The organism is Telluria sp. AC161, assembly GCF_979258535.1.
Window position 1 is genome coordinate 4,795,309 of record NZ_OZ409861.1, and the last position, 15,164, is coordinate 4,810,472.

General features: G+C 64.6%; 13 protein-coding genes. 5 read left to right on the plus strand and 8 right to left on the minus strand.

What is annotated here, in order from left to right; genetic code table 11:
* Positions 1-96 precede the first annotated feature (96 nt).
* The gene (locus ACZ0AJ_RS21285) at positions 97-294 is read left to right on the plus strand and encodes a hypothetical protein (protein WP_258837139.1); all 198 of its coding nucleotides are present in this window, start codon (positions 97-99) and stop codon (positions 292-294) included.
* 1 nt (position 295) lies between these two features.
* Complete coding sequence (locus tag ACZ0AJ_RS21290) at positions 296-796, plus strand: hypothetical protein (RefSeq protein WP_499456411.1); 501 nt, start codon at positions 296-298, stop codon at positions 794-796.
* On the opposite strand, the gene ACZ0AJ_RS21295 is transcribed toward ACZ0AJ_RS21290, so the two are convergent.
* From ACZ0AJ_RS21295 to ACZ0AJ_RS21330, 8 genes are all read right to left on the minus strand, one after another.
* Positions 765-1,547 (minus strand): spermine/spermidine synthase domain-containing protein, encoded by a 783-nt coding sequence (locus ACZ0AJ_RS21295; protein ID WP_499456412.1) that lies wholly within the window; start codon positions 1,545-1,547, stop codon positions 765-767. The genes ACZ0AJ_RS21290 and ACZ0AJ_RS21295 overlap by 32 nt on opposite strands.
* A gap of 55 nt (positions 1,548-1,602) precedes the next feature.
* A complete protein-coding gene (locus ACZ0AJ_RS21300; protein ID WP_499456413.1) occupies positions 1,603-2,952 on the minus strand; it encodes a sensor histidine kinase in 1,350 nt (449 codons plus the stop codon).
* Entirely contained in the window at positions 2,949-4,292 is a 1,344-nt protein-coding gene (locus tag ACZ0AJ_RS21305; RefSeq protein ID WP_499456414.1) for a sigma-54-dependent transcriptional regulator, read from the minus strand. Before ACZ0AJ_RS21305 ends, ACZ0AJ_RS21300 begins: the two co-directional genes overlap by 4 nt.
* A 29-nt stretch (positions 4,293-4,321) precedes the next feature.
* Complete coding sequence (locus ACZ0AJ_RS21310; protein ID WP_499456415.1) at positions 4,322-5,554, minus strand: ABC transporter permease; 1,233 nt, start codon at positions 5,552-5,554, stop codon at positions 4,322-4,324.
* 31 nt (positions 5,555-5,585) lie between these two features.
* On the minus strand, positions 5,586-6,893 hold the full coding sequence (locus ACZ0AJ_RS21315; RefSeq protein ID WP_499456416.1) for an ABC transporter permease: 1,308 nt from the start codon (positions 6,891-6,893) through the stop codon (positions 5,586-5,588).
* 9 nt (positions 6,894-6,902) lie between these two features.
* Positions 6,903-7,616 carry an ABC transporter ATP-binding protein gene (locus ACZ0AJ_RS21320; RefSeq protein WP_183554333.1) on the minus strand — a complete coding sequence of 238 codons (714 nt, stop codon included), beginning with the start codon at positions 7,614-7,616 and terminating at the stop codon, positions 6,903-6,905.
* A gap of 16 nt (positions 7,617-7,632) precedes the next feature.
* The gene (locus tag ACZ0AJ_RS21325) at positions 7,633-8,901 is read right to left on the minus strand and encodes an efflux RND transporter periplasmic adaptor subunit (protein WP_499456417.1); all 1,269 of its coding nucleotides are present in this window, start codon (positions 8,899-8,901) and stop codon (positions 7,633-7,635) included.
* Between the two features lie 145 nt (positions 8,902-9,046).
* Complete coding sequence (locus ACZ0AJ_RS21330) at positions 9,047-10,825, minus strand: YbhB/YbcL family Raf kinase inhibitor-like protein (protein ID WP_499456418.1); 1,779 nt, start codon at positions 10,823-10,825, stop codon at positions 9,047-9,049.
* Between the two features lie 221 nt (positions 10,826-11,046).
* On the opposite strand from ACZ0AJ_RS21330, the gene ACZ0AJ_RS21335 reads away from it, so the two are divergent.
* From ACZ0AJ_RS21335 to ACZ0AJ_RS21345, 3 genes are all read left to right on the plus strand, one after another.
* Positions 11,047-12,630, plus strand: a complete 1,584-nt coding sequence (locus tag ACZ0AJ_RS21335) for a MutS-related protein (RefSeq protein WP_499456419.1) — start codon at positions 11,047-11,049, stop codon at positions 12,628-12,630.
* Between the two features lie 108 nt (positions 12,631-12,738).
* The gene (locus tag ACZ0AJ_RS21340) at positions 12,739-12,960 is read left to right on the plus strand and encodes a hypothetical protein (RefSeq protein ID WP_499456420.1); all 222 of its coding nucleotides are present in this window, start codon (positions 12,739-12,741) and stop codon (positions 12,958-12,960) included.
* A gap of 634 nt (positions 12,961-13,594) precedes the next feature.
* Positions 13,595-14,959 carry a hypothetical protein gene (locus ACZ0AJ_RS21345; RefSeq protein ID WP_499456421.1) on the plus strand — a complete coding sequence of 455 codons (1,365 nt, stop codon included), beginning with the start codon at positions 13,595-13,597 and terminating at the stop codon, positions 14,957-14,959.
* Positions 14,960-15,164 lie beyond the last annotated feature (205 nt).

Genomic DNA, 15,164 nt, shown 5'->3' on the forward strand with positions numbered 1-15,164 from the left:
CAGGCACGGCGGCAGGCGGTTGATTCCGCCGACTGGATTTCACCATGCCCGCGCGCCGCGCGAGCGAAATCCGCCGACCACCTCAGGCAGCACACCATGATCCAGCGACGAACCGACGAGCGAACCGCGCTTGCCACCGAATATGCGTTATTCCTGGCCGAGACGCGCGGCGTCAACGCAGGGCTGGTGTACCTCGAAAGCTGCAACGTCTCACGAGCGATCCTGCTGCGCGCCATGCAGGATCCCGCCGCCCGGCGTGTCCGGGAACGGCGCCAACGGCAACGGAACGATTAGCATGAATATCACCCAGCTTTGCAAACGCTATGGCCTCGAGCATTACGGCAGTCTCGAAAGCGCCTGGGACGCCCACAGCGCCACCGGCATCGTCCTGATGCAGCTCTGGCACGCGCCCAACCAGAAGATCAATGACCACCCACTCCCGGGCGCGCAGCTGCGCGTGCGCTGCCTTGACGCATCGGACATCCCGGTGCCGCTGGACGACGCGCGGGCAGCGCGCGGGCGCAGTATCGAAGCGGTGGAGGGCGGCGCGCGCGGCTATGCCGCGATGTCGATTCCGCCGACGCAGTCGCGCGGCGCCGGCGCCTGGGCCAAGTACGCCAATCTGGAACGCGTGTTCCCCGTGCTGGCGCTCGAGCGCGAGTCATGCGGCACCGTGTTCGCGGTGCTGGGCGCACCGGTGCCGGCGTCCGAACTGGGCGTGGCGTCGCCCGAGCCGGGGCATCGGGCGGGCACGGCGCGCCATGTCAGCCTTGATGGTCGCGCATCCATTCCTTGAGGCCGTTCACCCAGTTCTTGGCCGGCAGGTTCAGGCGCCGCCTGATCTCGCCGGCGCGTTCGTAGAGCACTGAAAAGTCCAGCTGCGGCGCGTCCCTGAACGCCACCACCACCACGTTGGCATCGTGCACCTCGGGCAGCCAGACGACGGCGTCGAACACCTGCTCCATGTTCAGGAAATTCTTGTCGTAGTTGCTGAAGTCGCCGAACACATTGGCGGTCATGACACCGCCCGGCGCCAGGCAATCCAGGCAGCCCTGGTAGAACGCTTCCGAATCGAGCACCGGGCCGCGCGCGTCCTGGTCGTACAGGTCCACCTGCAGCACGTCGGCCTTGCCGTGGTTGGCCGGATCGAGTACGAAGTCCATCGCGTCCTGCTCGCGCACGTCCAGGCGCGCATCGTTTTCCGGCAGGCCGAACAGGGCGCGGCAGATCGCGATCACGTTGGGATTGAGTTCGACGGCCGTCACGCGCGCATCGGGAAAGCGGGCATACGTGAACTTGGTCAGCGCGGCGCTGCCCAGGCCAAGCTGCACGACGTGGCGCGGCGCACTCTGGAACAGCGTCCACATCATCATCATCTGCACGTATTCGAGCTCGATCGTGTCCGGCTTGGCCAGCCGCATCGCGCCCTGCACCCACGAGGTGCCAAGGTGCAGGAAGCGCACGCCCTCGAATTCGTCGATGGTGGCAGGGGGATGGCCGGGCTGGGCGAAGCGCGGATCGATGACGGTGGGTGACTTGGCGGACATGGCATGAAGCGTTGGAGGGCAAAGCCGATGTTACCAGAGCTGTTGTTGCAGGCTCTCAGGTCGCCGCCAGCGCTGGCAGGAACAGCGTTACGGCCAGGCCGCCGCCGTCGCGATTGGCCAGCAGGATGCGCCCGCCGTGCGCCTCGGCGATCTCGCGTGCGAGCGCAAGACCAAGGCCGGTGCCGGCGCGCTTGGTCGAATAGAACGGCACCAGCGCGTGGGTCAGCACCGCGTCGCTCATGCCGCTGCCCCGGTCCATCACGTCGATGCGCACCTGGTCCTGCACGCGCCGTATCTGCAACTGCACGTCCTCTGGCCGGGAACCCGACTCGTGCGCGTTCTTCAACAGATTGAGCAGCGCCTGCTCAAGCTGCGCGGCGTCGATCCAGGCTGCATCCGGCGGCAGCTCGTCCACCACGGTAAAGGTCACCTGGCCGGCCAGGCGCGTGACCAGGGCTGGCCAGCTGCAGGCTTCCAGGCGCGGCGTGGGCAGCTTGGCAAAGCGTGCGTAACCCGAGATGAAGCTCTCCAGGTGACGCGTGCGTTCGCCGATCGTTTCCAGGATCTGCGGCAGGCGTTCGAGCTGGCCGCGCCGTACCAGCTCGGCCCCGGAGTGCGCCAGCGACGCCAGTGGCGCCAGCGAGTTGTTCAATTCGTGGCTGATCACGCGGATGACTTTTTTCCAGGTCTGGACTTCCTGGCGCCGCAGTTCGACGGTCAGGTGGCGCAGCAGCAGCAGCTCGTGGCGCCGGCCATTGAGCGTGAAGGTGCTGCGCGCCAGGTGATAGACCTCTTCGGCCTCGCCTTCGCCAGCGGTAAACAAGCCGTCGCCGCCGCGCGCCAGCGCGTTGCGCAGGGCTGCCGAGGCACCATCGAGCACCGCCCGCAGGCTGTGGCCTTCAAGCTTGCGCCCCTGCGCCAGCAACTGGCGCGCGGCGATGTTGGCGAACACGATGGCGCCGCCGGGCGCCGTCGAATCGGCCACCAGCAGCATCGCCACCGGCGTGTTCTGCACCATCGAGTCGAGCAGCAGCTCGCGCTGCACCAGCCCCAGGCGCTGCTCGCGCAGCACGTTGCCCAGGTTGTTGTGGGCGGCAATCAGGTCACGCAGTTCATCGTTGTGCGGCCAGTGCAGGCTGCACGAAAAGTCGCCGTCACGGTAGCTGTCGACGGTGCCCTCGAGTGCCCGGAACAGCGACAGCACCGGCTGCAATTGCGCGCGCAGCGTGATGACGGCCAGTGGCACCAGCCCAAGCAGGCAGATGGTCAGCACCAGCAGCGGCCGGGCGGGCAGCAGGTGATCCAGCAGCAGCGCAGCGATTACGGCCAGCGCAAGCAGGGTGCCCACCAGCGCCGACAGCCGTATGACCAGGGAAAACCTGGGCTGGTGCGCGCTGCCCGTCATGGCCGCGCGATGCCCAGCCGCTCCATGCGGCGGTACAGCGCCTGGCGCGACAGGCCAAGATCGGCGGCCGCCTGCGCCACCACGCCGCCCGCACGCGACAGGGCCGCCACGAGCGCGGCGCGGTCCGGCTCTGCTTCCTGGCCTGATATCGGTGCCGGCGTGCTCGCTGCCGGCAGCCCCAGGTCGGCCACCATGACGGTATCGCCATGGGACAGCAGACTGGCGCGCGCCATCACATTTTTCAGTTCGCGCACATTGCCGGGCCACGGGTAGGCCATCAGCGCCGCTTCGCTGGCCGGGTGCAGTGCCTTGCCGGCGGCCAGGAACGAACGGGCCAGCGGCAGGATGTCGCCCGGGCGTGCGCCCAGCGGCGGCAGGCGCAGCTCGATCACGTTGAGGCGGTAGAACAGGTCTTCGCGAAAGGTGCCGGCGCGGATCATCGCGCCCAGGTCGGCGTTGGTGGCGCTGATCACCCGCACGCGTACCTGGCGTTCGCGGTTCGAGCCAAGGCGCTCGAAGCGGCCCGTTTCCAGCACCCGCAGCAATTTCATCTGGCCGGCCAGCGGCAGGTTGCCGATTTCGTCGAGGAACAGCGTGCCGCCGTCGGCTGCTTCAAACTTGCCTTCGCGTGCTTTCGATGCGCCCGTGTAGGCGCCGGCGTCGGCGCCGAACAACTCGGCCTCGATCAGCTCTGACGGCAGGGCGCCGCAATTGAGCACCACGAACGGGCCGTCAGCCACCTGAGAATTGGCCTTGATGATGTCGGCGATGCGCTCCTTGCCGGCGCCGTTCGGGCCGGTAATCAGCACCGGCACGTCGGCGCGCGCGACCTGGCAAGCCAGGTGCAGCACGCGTTCGGTGGCCGGGTCTTGCCAGACCAGGCCGCGCAGGTCGAAGTTCTGCTCGAGCGCCAGCCGCGCCTTGCGTTCGTGCTGCAGGCGGCTGCCCAGCGCGCGGTTGGCTTGCCCCAGTTCGATCAGGTTGGACACGCTGGCCAGCAGGCGCTCGTCGTTCCACGGCTTGGGCAGGTAGTCGGCGGCGCCCGCCTTGACCAGGTCGACCGCCGCGTCCAGGTGCGTCCACGCGGTCAGCAGGATCACTGGCAGGTCGGGATAGCGTGCGCGGATCGCGCGAAACAGCGTCACGCCTTCTTCACCCGACGTGGTGTCGGCCGTGAAGTTCATGTCCTGGATGACCAAGTCGATCGGTTCGCGCGCCAGCAAGTCCAGGCCTTCTGCAGGCGAGAGCGCGCGCAGCGTGGCGATGTCGTGCAGCGAAAACAGCACGTCGAGCGCCATGGCCACGGCGGCATTGTCGTCAATGATGAGAACTGTGGGCATGGCCGCCAGCATAGCACCCGCGCGCGCCCTCACAGGCTGCGGGTGGCCAGCGCCGGCGACGTGCGTGCCGCACGCCAGGCCGGGCCATACGCCGCCAGGATGCCGATCACCCAGAACATCAGGGCGCCGCCGATCAGGTACGCCACCGGCAGGCGCGCCATGTCGAGCTTGGTCACCAGGAGCTGGTTCAGACCAACGCCCAGCAGCACGCCGCCGATCACGCCGACGCTCGTGATCATCACGTTCTCGACGATGAAGTAGCGCAGGATGTCGATCCTGCGCGCACCAAGGGCACGCCGCACGCCGATCTGCTTGCGGCGCTGCGTCACCCACAGGCTGGCCATGCCGACGATGCCGCTGCAGGTCACCAGGAGCAGCAGCACGCTGACCGTCACCAGCATCCACGACAACGCAAGGTCGGCGCGGTAGCGGTTCTTGCGGTCTTCCTGGGTTGTCTTGATGCGCATGATCATCGGTGTGGCTGACGATGCGCGCAGTGCCTGCTCGGCGGCCTGCATTACGCGGTCGCGCTGCCCCGGTTCGCTGCGCATCGCATACATCGCGCCGCCACTGCCATAGTGCCGCGCTGGCATGATCATCGAAAATTCGCCGCGCTCGCCCACTTCGGCGTGGGCGCTCGCCAGGCGCTCGACGACCCCGATCACCCGGGCGCTTGGCGTGCCATCGCCGGTACCAAAGTACAGGGACTTGCCCACCGCCGATGCGCCGGGCCACAGCTTGCCGGCCAGGGCGCGCGTCACGATCATCTGCGTTGGCTCCCCGGCGTTGGTCGTTTCGTTTACCTCGGGGATGTCCTGGCTGGAAAAATCGCGCCCTTCGACCAGTTGCAGGCCCAGCGTCCTGACCAGCGAATCGCCCGTGAAATAGGTCGATGCGTAGGCGCTTTCGCGCGCCTGGCGCGGATCGGCCGCGATGCTGGACGTGCCGCCGCTGTTCGACATCGGCATCTGCGACACCTGCGCCACCGCCACCATGCCCGGCACCGCGCGCAGCACCTGGAGCTCGCGCTTGATCGAGGCGAGCATCTGTTCCGGCGTGTCCTGGTTCAGATGACGCAGCGAAAAATAGAAGGTCGCGGCTTCGTCCTCCAGCCCGGATGGCCGCGCTGCCACGGCGCGCCGGTCATTGACGATGTGCAGGGCGTTGGCCAGGATCGCCAGGCTCAGGGCGACCTGCATGGCCACCAGAATGGGGCCGGTCTTGTTGCGCATGAGCGCCGACAGGATGGGGCGGATTTCCATGGTCAGTCTCCCGTGATGGTGTGGTGAGCGTTCATTGCGATTTGAGCTGGATGGCGGGCGTGACCTGGCACGCGCGCCAGGTCGGCAGCAGGCCCGCAATCAGTGCAGCGGCAATCGACAGCACGAAGGTCAGGGCCAGCATTTGCCAGTCCATGCGCGCCACGGCCGCCATGTCCTTGCTCTGCATGCCGATCAGGGCCAGCGCGCCGACGGCCAGCCCCAGTCCCAGCACGCCGCCGGCCAGGCCCACCACGCCCGTCTCGATCAGGAACTGGCGGAAGATGTCGCGCTTCGACGCGCCCAGGGCGCGGCGCACGCCCACTTCGGCGGCGCGTACCGAGAACTTCGCCAGCAGCAGGCCGACCGTGTTGACCAGGCACAGGGCCAAAAAGCCAAAGGCGAGCCAGGCCGACAAGCGGGTGTCGTTACCCACCACTTTCTGCTTTTCCATCCATGCCATGACGTCGTACAGTTCGACCGGTGCCGGGCGCGGCAGGCGGCCCAGCTTGCGCTGCTCGCTGGCGTAATTTTCGAGCGCGCTCTGAAGATCGGCGCGATCGGCGCCGGAGCGGGTCTCGAACCAGAGCTGGATCCAGGTGCACTCCGAGGCCAGCAGGCTGGCGTAGCCCGGATCGCGGGCCTGGCTGCAATTGACGCTGCCATAAGGTTGCAGCTCCTTGCGCACCGCAGTGGTCAGCGGGATCATGAATTCTTCACCGGTGGCCGGACCGCTTCCGATCAGCTTGTAATAGCGCGGCATCGGGTTCCAGTCGCCCAGCACGCCCACTACCGTGAACGGTTCGCCGCCCATGCGCAGGCGCTGGCCCACCGGGTTGGCCTCGCCGAACATTTTTTCGGCCACGGTGCGGTTCAGGATCACCACATTGGCGCCGCGCGCCTCGTCTTCTTCACTCCACGGCTGGCCGTACCGGAACGGCACGTCGAACATCGCGAAGAATGTACGCGTCGGCGCCAGGCCATACGACTGAAACGGCGCGCTGCCGGCGCGTGGCGGCTCGACCGGCATGCCAGTGGCGAACATGGCCACACCACGTTCGGCAGGCGCGATGCGCAGCAAATTCATCGCGTCCTGGTACGTTGACTGCATATCGATCGGTTCCGATCCAGGGATGTAACCGTTGCGCGCGCCGTTGTCGATGAACGGCACGAACAGGCGCTCGCTCTTGGCCGGAATCGGGTCGCCCGACATCGCGTGCAGGATGGTCAGCGTGCTCACGCTGGCGGCCACGCCGATCGCCAGCGTCAGCACCATCAGCACGGTGAGATACGGATTGCGGCGCAGGCTGCGCACGCCAAGCATCAGGTAATAGCCGAACATTGCTGCTCCTTATGCCGTGACGTCGGTATGGGCCTGGTGCAGCGATGGCGCGCGCCGCACCAGATCCGACACCTGGCCATCGATGATGTGCACGTTGCGGTGAGTGCGCACGGCCAGTTCCGGGTCGTGGGTCACCATCAAAATCGTGGTGCCGGCCGCATTGATTTCTTCGAGCAGTTCCATCACGCCGCGCGCCATCTGCGTATCGAGGTTGCCGGTCGGTTCATCGGCCAGCAGCAGTTTCGGACTGCCGGCCAGTGCGCGCGCGATCGCCACGCGCTGCTGCTGGCCGCCCGAGAGTTCGGCCGGATAGTGCTTCATGCGCGAGGCCAGGCCCACCTTGCCGAGGGCATCCTCGATCCGTTCCTTGCGCTCGCGCGCATTGAAGCCGCGGTAGCGCAGCGGCACGTCGACGTTGTCGAACAGGTTCAGGTCGGGGATCAGGTTGAAGCCCTGGAAGATGAAGCCGAGCTTTTCGTTGCGCAGGCGCGAGCGCGCCGCGTCGTCCAGGCCCTTGACGTTCACGCCGTCGAGAATGAACTCGCCCGACGTGAATTCTTCGAGCAGGCCGGCGATGTTCAGAAAGCTCGTCTTGCCCGAGCCGGACGGGCCGGTCACGGTGACGAATTCGCCCTGGCTGACGTGGATCGCGAAGCCGCGCAGCGCGTGCGTCTCGATCATGTGGGTGCGGTACACCTTGCTCAGGTTGGTCATGCGCAGCATAGTCTGGCTCCGTGGTTCATTGATTGATTGAGACGCGTGGGGCATTGTCGAAGGCATCGGTGCCCGAGACCACCACCTTGTCGCCGGCTTTCAGGCCGTCGATGATTTCAACGGCCGAGATACTGGTGGCGCCGATCCGGATCGGCGTGCGCACGGCCACGCCGTCATGCATCACGTAGGCATGACGCCCACCTTCGTTCTCGACGAACGGGCCGCGCTGCACCATCAGCACATCCGGTTTTTCCTCGATCAGCAGGCGCGCGCTGACGCGCTGGCTCTGGCGCAGGCCGGTCGGCTGCGCGCCATCGAAGCGCACCCGCGCCAGCACGTGGCTCTTGACCACCTCGGGCGACAGCGCCGACAGCGTGCCGGTGGCGCGCCCCGACGGCAGGGTGATCTCGGCGCGCATGCCCAGGCCCATGTCGCCGGCATAGGTTTCGGGCACTTCCAGTTCGACCTCCAGCCGCGACAGGTCCACCAGCGTCATCAACGGCGCGTTGGCGGCGACCACCATCCGGTGCTGCACATTGAGCGTGCCGATAAAGCCATCGACCGGCGCGCGCACGGTCAGTTCGTCGACGCGGCGCTGGGCATTGGCCATCGACAGGCGCTGGCGTTCCAGTTCATTGGTCTTGGTCTTGATCGCCAGTTCGACGTCGTCGCCTTCGAGCACGGCGGCCTGCCTGGCGTGGCTGGCGCGGATGCCGGCTGAATTGACGGCATCCCTGGCCTTCTGGTAGTCGATCTTGGCGATGATGCCGATCTGGCCGACGCTGTCGTAGCGCTCCAGCGTGCGCTGGGCCGACAGGCGGTCGATCTCGGCGGTGTCGGCTTCGCGCTGGGCCAGCAGCTTCTGCTTGCGTGACAGGATCTGCTGGCGCGCCACTTCGGCCTTGAGCTGCTCCCAGGTCGACACTTCGCGTTTCAGGGCATCGGTCAGGTCGGGCGATTCGAGCAGCGCCAGCACATCGCCCTTCTTGACCGTGTCGCCGGCGGCAACCTTCAGGTTGACGGTGGCCGGGGCGGTGGCATACAGCGTGGGGCTGACGGCGGCCACTACGCGGCCATTGACGGCGGCGTCGCGCACCAGCGTGCCGCGCGCTACCTCGGCGATGCGGATGCGGCTGGCCGAGACGCTATGTTCGCTGTTGTTCCAGGCGGCGTACAGCGTGGCGCTGACGGCGACCAGCGCAGCGGCCGCGCCGATCATCCAGGCGCGGCGCTTGAATCGTTGCGCCGGGGGCGGCGTCAGGGTGGTGTCCTGCCGGGATGGTTCGGGGATCATGGTGGTCCAGTAACGACGGTGTGATGGTCGTTATTGCACGATCCGTGCCAGGCGTTAAGTCATTGATTCGTATGGAGGGGAATCGCGGACACCGCTGTCCGCGGTGTCCGTCCGGGCGGCCGCGGACACGGCCGCCGGTCAGGACTTACTTCTGTGGCTTCTGCTTCTGCGCGTACTTGCCGACGATTTCGCCCTTGGCCAGAACATGGCCCTTCATCGCAGCCAGCACCTGATCGCGGTCGGCGCCAAACGGCACGTCCAGCATCGTGTCGAGTGCCATCACCTGGAAGTGGTAGCGGTGCGCTGCTTCACCCGGTGGCGGCTTCGGCCCGTAGTAGCCCGGCGAACCGCGCGTCGTCAGGCCTTGCAGCACGCCGTCCGGATCCGACAGGCGGGCTTGCTCCTGCACGCCTTCCGGCACGCTGGTGACATTGGCCGGGATATTCCACATCACCCAGTGCACGAAGGGCAGGGCGGGTTTGGCGTCCGGGTCTTCCGCGATGATCACGTACGACTTCGCACCGGCCACCGCTTTCCACGCCAGCGCCGGTGAGACGCCATCGGCGTACTCGGTATAGCGCTCGTTCATCATGCCATTGGCGGCAAAGCTGGGCGACGAGACGGTCATTTGCCCTTTTGCCTCGGTCTCGGGGCGCTTGAGCGCTAGCGGCACATTGGTGCCTTTGCTGGTTTGCTGTTCGAGCGGGCCTGCTGGCGCCTTCGGCGGCGTGGCCGCCATCGCCTTGCCACCCGTGTAGGCGACCCGATAGATCACGCCGTTGGCATCATCCGCCATCAAGAGCGAACCGTCCTTCGCCATCGCCAGTCCGACCGGGCGCGCGATGTGGGTCTTGCCGCCGTCAGTCAGGAAGCCCGTGACGAACGGCTCGACCTTCGTCGGCTGGCCGTTCTGGTAGCGCACACGCACGATTTCGTAGCCCGATGCCGGCACCCGGTTCCACGAACCGCGCATCGTCACGAACGCATCGCCCTGGTACTCGGCCGGGAACGCGCTGCCGGCGCCGAACACCCATTGCATCGGTGCTGCGTGCGCCGTGTAGCCAAGCACCATCGGCGTGCTGCGCGCTTTCCACTGCTCCTTGGTGATCTCGCCCACGGGCGTGCTTTGCGGGTAGATCTCATTGGCGCCATACACGTGCGGCCAGCCATACTGTTTACCCAGTTCGATCTTGTTGATCTCCTCGGCCTGCACGTCGTCGCCGAGGAAGTCGATGCCATGGTCGAAGCCCCACAGCTCGCCCGTCGTCGGATGCCAGGCATAGCCGATCAGGTTGCGCAGGCCGCTGGCAAAGATGGTGCGCTGCTTGCCGTCCGGCGAAATGCGCAGCAGCGTGGCGTTTTCGGGATTGCTCTCATTGCAGGTATTGCAGGTGCTGCCCACGCTCAGGTACAGCATGCCGTCCGGGCCGAAGGCCATCGTGCGGTTCGGGTGCTGGCCCGAATCGGGCAGGTCGCCGATCAGCATCTTGAGTTCGCCCAGGCGACCATCCTTCTGGATGTCGGCCACGAACAGCTCCTTGACCGTCACCAGATACAGCTTGTTGTCGCGGATCGCCAGGCCGTGTGCGCCAGTGCGGTTGGCCACCGTGATCGGCTCGCCGTCGGCGCGGCCGTCGTTGTTGGTGTCGCGCAGCAGCAGCACGTCGCCCTGGTCACGACGGCTCACATAGATGTCGCCGCTGGGCGCGACGGCGATGATGCGGGCATTTTTCAGGCCGGTTGCGAAGGCACTGACCGTGAAGCCGGGCGGTGCCTTGAGTGCACGGATCCGCTCGGGCGTCGCTTCGACCTTGTTGGGCTTCCAGACGTTGATCTTGGTGGAGAACTGGGTGCCATCGCCCTGCTGGGCAGTGGCGGAGCCGAACACGAGGCATAGTGCGGCGGCGAGCGAAGCGCGTTTCATGAGGGCCTGCCTTTCCTGGACATTGTTATAGAGATGGTCAAGATGGCATCCTGCCAGTGTTTACTGCCTCGGTATGTTGGGAAACGAACATTGTCTGCAGGGGCGTTCATTATGCAAAAAAGATAATTTCGCCATTGGAACGTTTTCCTTCTTGCAAGTTCGCCATGCCGTCTGCACATGCACCTTGCAACCGGCGCCGCCGGCTCTTTTCAGGACTGACCTTGTCGTCGTTCGACCATCTGCAGCACCTCTGGCGTTCCTCCCTCGCCACACTGGCGCCATCGATCGCGCCGCCGCCGAACCACTTCTTCACGCCCCAGGATATCAGGCGTCTGCACGATCAGGATGGTGCCAACCGTGCCAGCATCGATGCCCAGACTTGGGACGATCTGCTGCTGCCATCGTTCGAGGACAAGCTGGCGCTCGATGCCAGCATTTTCGGGCGCCAGGTACTGCACCGGCGCCTGCGCGCGGGTGTGGACGATGCCGCCTGCAGCGCCCAGCGCACGCGCCTGCAAGGCTTGATCGCCGACCCCGCGCACCTGGCCGCGCTGCACGCGCAACTGCGGATACTGCGCCATGCGGATGTCGATGTGAGCGCGCTGTTGTTCGGCGAGACGCCGCCCGTGACGCCGTGGTGGGCGCGCTGGTTATGGCTACTGCCGGTGCTGCTGCTGGTGTCGGTCGCGGCGCTGGTGACGTTGCCACTTGGCTGGATGCTGACGCTGGCCGCGCTCGCGCCGCTGATGGCGCTGCAGATCCGCTATCACCAAGAGATGGAGGGCTGGACCGCGACCATCCGCTCGCTGGGCGCGCTGCTTGCCACCGTGGGCCTGCTCGGCAAGGGTGGCGGGGCGTTGACCGAACCGTTCGTGGCGGCGCGCGCAGCCGCCGCGCGTCTGCACGTGCGCCTCGACCGGCCCTTCGCGCTGCGCATGATTCCGGGCGGCAGGCAGTATGCCGACTGGTTCGCTGCCGGGAATATCGCGCATTACTTCAGGACGGCGCGCATCGTGTTCGGGCAGCGCGCGTTTCTGCGCGAGTGCTATCTGGCGTGCGCCAATCTGGAAGCCGACGTGGCACTGGCGCGGCACCTGCACGCGATGCCGCGCTGGTGCTGGGCCGAACGTGGCGGGGCGCGCGAGCTGCTGCTGGAAGATGGCGTGCATCCGCTGATGGCGCAGCCGGCGCCGCTGTCCTTGTCGCTGCATGAGCGCGGCGCGTTTGTCTCAGGCCAGAACGCGTCGGGCAAGAGTACCTTCCTGCGCATGGTGGGCCTGAACCTGCTTGCGGCGCGCGCGTTCGGCTTTTGCTACGCCACGCGGGCGCGCCTGCCGGCGGTGCCGGTGCGCGCCAGCATGCAGAACGAGGATTCGCTGCTCGGCGGCGAGAGCCTGTACATGGCGGAATTGCGGCGTGCCCGCGAACTGCTCGAAGCAGCCGGCCAGACGGCCGGTGTGTGCCTGATCGATGAGGTGTTTCGCGGCACGAACCATCTCGAGTCGGTGTCTGCTGCCGCTGCGGTGCTCGAGCAGTTGTCTGAGCACGACCTGGTGCTGGTGTCGTCGCACAATCTGGTGCTTGCGCCGCTGCTGCAGGCGGGGTTCGACGCTATCTGCATCGATACGACCAGCGGTCGGCCAGTGCTGCAGAAAGGCGTGCTGCGTAATCCGAACGGGATTGCGCTGCTGGCCAGGGAGGGTCTTGGCCCGCAAATCGAGGGCAGGGCGGCGGAAGTGGCGCGCTGGTTGAGCGGCCACTTGCTGGAGCCGGTGACCGGCGCGCCGACGGCGCAGCAGGCGTGACAGGTTAGAACGCATGACAAAATCTGTTGCTTCGTCTGGCGGCAACATGCTTGTACACTGAGCCATGCCGCCCGGCCGCTTTCGGCCAAGAGCAGACATTGCTGGAGAATGAAAATCAAAGATAAAGACGTTATACAAGCATTGACGCAGGACGGCATATCTTTGGACCGCTGGCTTGCTGTTGACAGTCATCTTGTGGGGTATTTTGATGAGATGGGCCGTCTAATGCTCCAGGTGTTAGAGGACGACGTCCTCTCATCAGCAGCAGCAAAGATGCTACGGAAGCGTGGTCAAATTCAAGAAAATACTGAGGGTGATGAGCCCATTTAATCAGGTCTGCTTCGGGACGACACCGGCCTGTCGATCTACCGATATACAAAGGAATCGAATGCACGGCTTTCGGAAGATTTAAAGCTGGAAGGCGTCGTCAGATCGGAGATACATCAGATCTGTCTCGGGCGGTACGACGTCCAATTTCTCTTCTACTCAGGAACCAGAATGTGCGTTCAAAGTTTGGTTGAGGTGTTTGAGGGCGAGGAGCTAGTCGCTACGTGGGACGAAGAGCGAAATTGGACTACCACGGCCTTTCAAAAGCTCATGAACGAGACGGTCGATAGTTGCGTCGTGCTAAGCAAGCAGACCATGGAGATCAGGTTTCAGAGCGGACTGCAGCTGCGCCTGCATGACAATTCGACCCAATACGAGAGCCTTCAAATCTACCCTGACGTCATCGTTATTTGAAGAACGAACCACTGCTTCGAGTCGGAAGCGGACGCAACCGAAGGTCGGCAACCACCAAAGAGCAGTGATTTAACCGAGGAACCAGAATACCCACAAATACGGATTGCTGCTCTCCCGCTGGGTTACGGTTGGTGAGGATAGCATCGCCATTCGCGGAGGGCTTAACGCTACCGCCAGACCGGCAACAAACAAATTTAACGCCCCTACATCCTGGACTTGCAGCATGAGCAAACTATTAAGCTTTCTTTTCGGTTCGCGTCCGCAGACTTCGGCCGGGGTCCGCGAGGATCTGAAAAAAGCATCGATTTCCCAACTGGTCGATTGGTCGCGTCACTATGACGGATTCCTACGAGAGGGAGTGCTGGTCCGCGCTGTCGAGCTCCGCTCGCCAGAACTTCTCGACGCAATCTTGGAGCGATTGAACGACTGGGTTCCGCAGGTACGTCAAGCTGCCCGCACGGCGCTCCTCACGCTTGTACCGTTGCTCCCGCCCTCCGCCATCTTGAAAACGCTTCCTGACATTGATCGGTTGCGACTTGCCAAGCGCGAGAATCATTCCGACTGGATTGACAAATACCACGCCACAGTCGTTGACGCCTTGGGGGGCGATGCTCTAGTTGCCGAGGCAGTCATGGGTACTGGCGAGATTGCGCGCTCTTGCTTCGACATCGTCAAATCGCATTCCCTACTTGGCGCAGACCGGTTGGCGCAGCGCGTGCTCGCCAAGGGGGCCGACTTCGGCACGTCGCTTGCCGCTTGGCGTTTGGGAAGTACGTTGGAAGCAAACGAGCGGAGAACCTTGGCAGCAACCGGGTTGGCGAGTGCCTTCGGCGCAGTTCGCACGGTCGCTCTGCGCGAGGCATTGACCTCTGCGGACGAACACGCAGATGCTTTGGCCGAGCAGGCTCTACTAGATTCGCAAAGGTCGGTACGTGAAGTAGCGATGTGGTACTTAAAACAAAAAGGCTATCCGGTTGCGCAGTTTTATGTCGACCGCCTTACACAGGACGTGCTGGCGATGCGCAGGACGCGTATTTGCCTGGCCTCGTTGGCGGCATGTGGCACGCGCGACCATATCGCGCTCATCAGACGGTTTGCAGACCTTCCGCACGCTCGGACGCAGACAACTGCTGTCATGTCATGGGCTCGTCTGGCTCCTGATGCCCGCGATGAAATCCTGCGATTTGCGTTACTTTCCCAATTTCCCAGGGTTCGAAAACTGGCTCTCGTGTTGATGGAAGATCTCGGCGCATACATCGATCTGGACGAAGCACTGACCCTGGTGGAGGAAAGATCTGACCATGCACTCGCCCTTTCACTAGCGCGACGGGAGCCTTGGACATGGATCACAACCATCCTGAAGATGGCAAACAGCCCAGTCAAATCACCGGGCAAGGAACATCTGATTTGTGAGCTACAACATTGGCTGGCTGAGTCCGCTAATATCTATACCAAACCGACCGATGCACAGGCCAAAGACTTAACTTCGGTACGTACCCGGCGAGTGCTTAAGGAACTGATCGGCCAAGATGTCTTTTGTAGGAACGGGGCATTTCTGCACGTCTTTGAATTGCATGGCCTTACCTGATGAGCTGGATGTCTGCCTCGGGCCGATAAGGCTGCATTCCGCCAGAAGCGGACATGGGGCCGACCGTTTAAACGCTGTTAATAGACCTGCTCTGCGCACAAAAATGATATCTCAAAGTTGGTCACTGATAGCTGGCGCGGTGGCGTTTGGAATCTACGCAGTTGTTATGGCGGCAACGTCTGGCTTTGGGCTGACGGCTGCTTTT

Bases quoted from the DNA above. Each gene is read 5' to 3' on its own strand.
- ACZ0AJ_RS21285 (WP_258837139.1), top strand. From the start codon at position 97: ATGATCCAGCGACGAACCGACGAGCGAACCGCGCTTGCCACCGAATAT.
- ACZ0AJ_RS21290 (WP_499456411.1), top strand. From the start codon at position 296: ATGAATATCACCCAGCTTTGCAAACGCTATGGCCTCGAGCATTACGGC.
- ACZ0AJ_RS21295 (WP_499456412.1), bottom strand. From the start codon at position 1,547: ATGTCCGCCAAGTCACCCACCGTCATCGATCCGCGCTTCGCCCAGCCC.
- ACZ0AJ_RS21300 (WP_499456413.1), bottom strand. From the start codon at position 2,952: ATGACGGGCAGCGCGCACCAGCCCAGGTTTTCCCTGGTCATACGGCTG.
- ACZ0AJ_RS21305 (WP_499456414.1), bottom strand. From the start codon at position 4,292: ATGCCCACAGTTCTCATCATTGACGACAATGCCGCCGTGGCCATGGCG.
- ACZ0AJ_RS21310 (WP_499456415.1), bottom strand. From the start codon at position 5,554: ATGGAAATCCGCCCCATCCTGTCGGCGCTCATGCGCAACAAGACCGGC.
- ACZ0AJ_RS21315 (WP_499456416.1), bottom strand. From the start codon at position 6,893: ATGTTCGGCTATTACCTGATGCTTGGCGTGCGCAGCCTGCGCCGCAAT.
- ACZ0AJ_RS21320 (WP_183554333.1), bottom strand. From the start codon at position 7,616: ATGCTGCGCATGACCAACCTGAGCAAGGTGTACCGCACCCACATGATC.
- ACZ0AJ_RS21325 (WP_499456417.1), bottom strand. From the start codon at position 8,901: ATGATCCCCGAACCATCCCGGCAGGACACCACCCTGACGCCGCCCCCG.
- ACZ0AJ_RS21330 (WP_499456418.1), bottom strand. From the start codon at position 10,825: ATGAAACGCGCTTCGCTCGCCGCCGCACTATGCCTCGTGTTCGGCTCC.
- ACZ0AJ_RS21340 (WP_499456420.1), top strand. From the start codon at position 12,739: ATGAAAATCAAAGATAAAGACGTTATACAAGCATTGACGCAGGACGGC.
- ACZ0AJ_RS21345 (WP_499456421.1), top strand. From the start codon at position 13,595: ATGAGCAAACTATTAAGCTTTCTTTTCGGTTCGCGTCCGCAGACTTCG.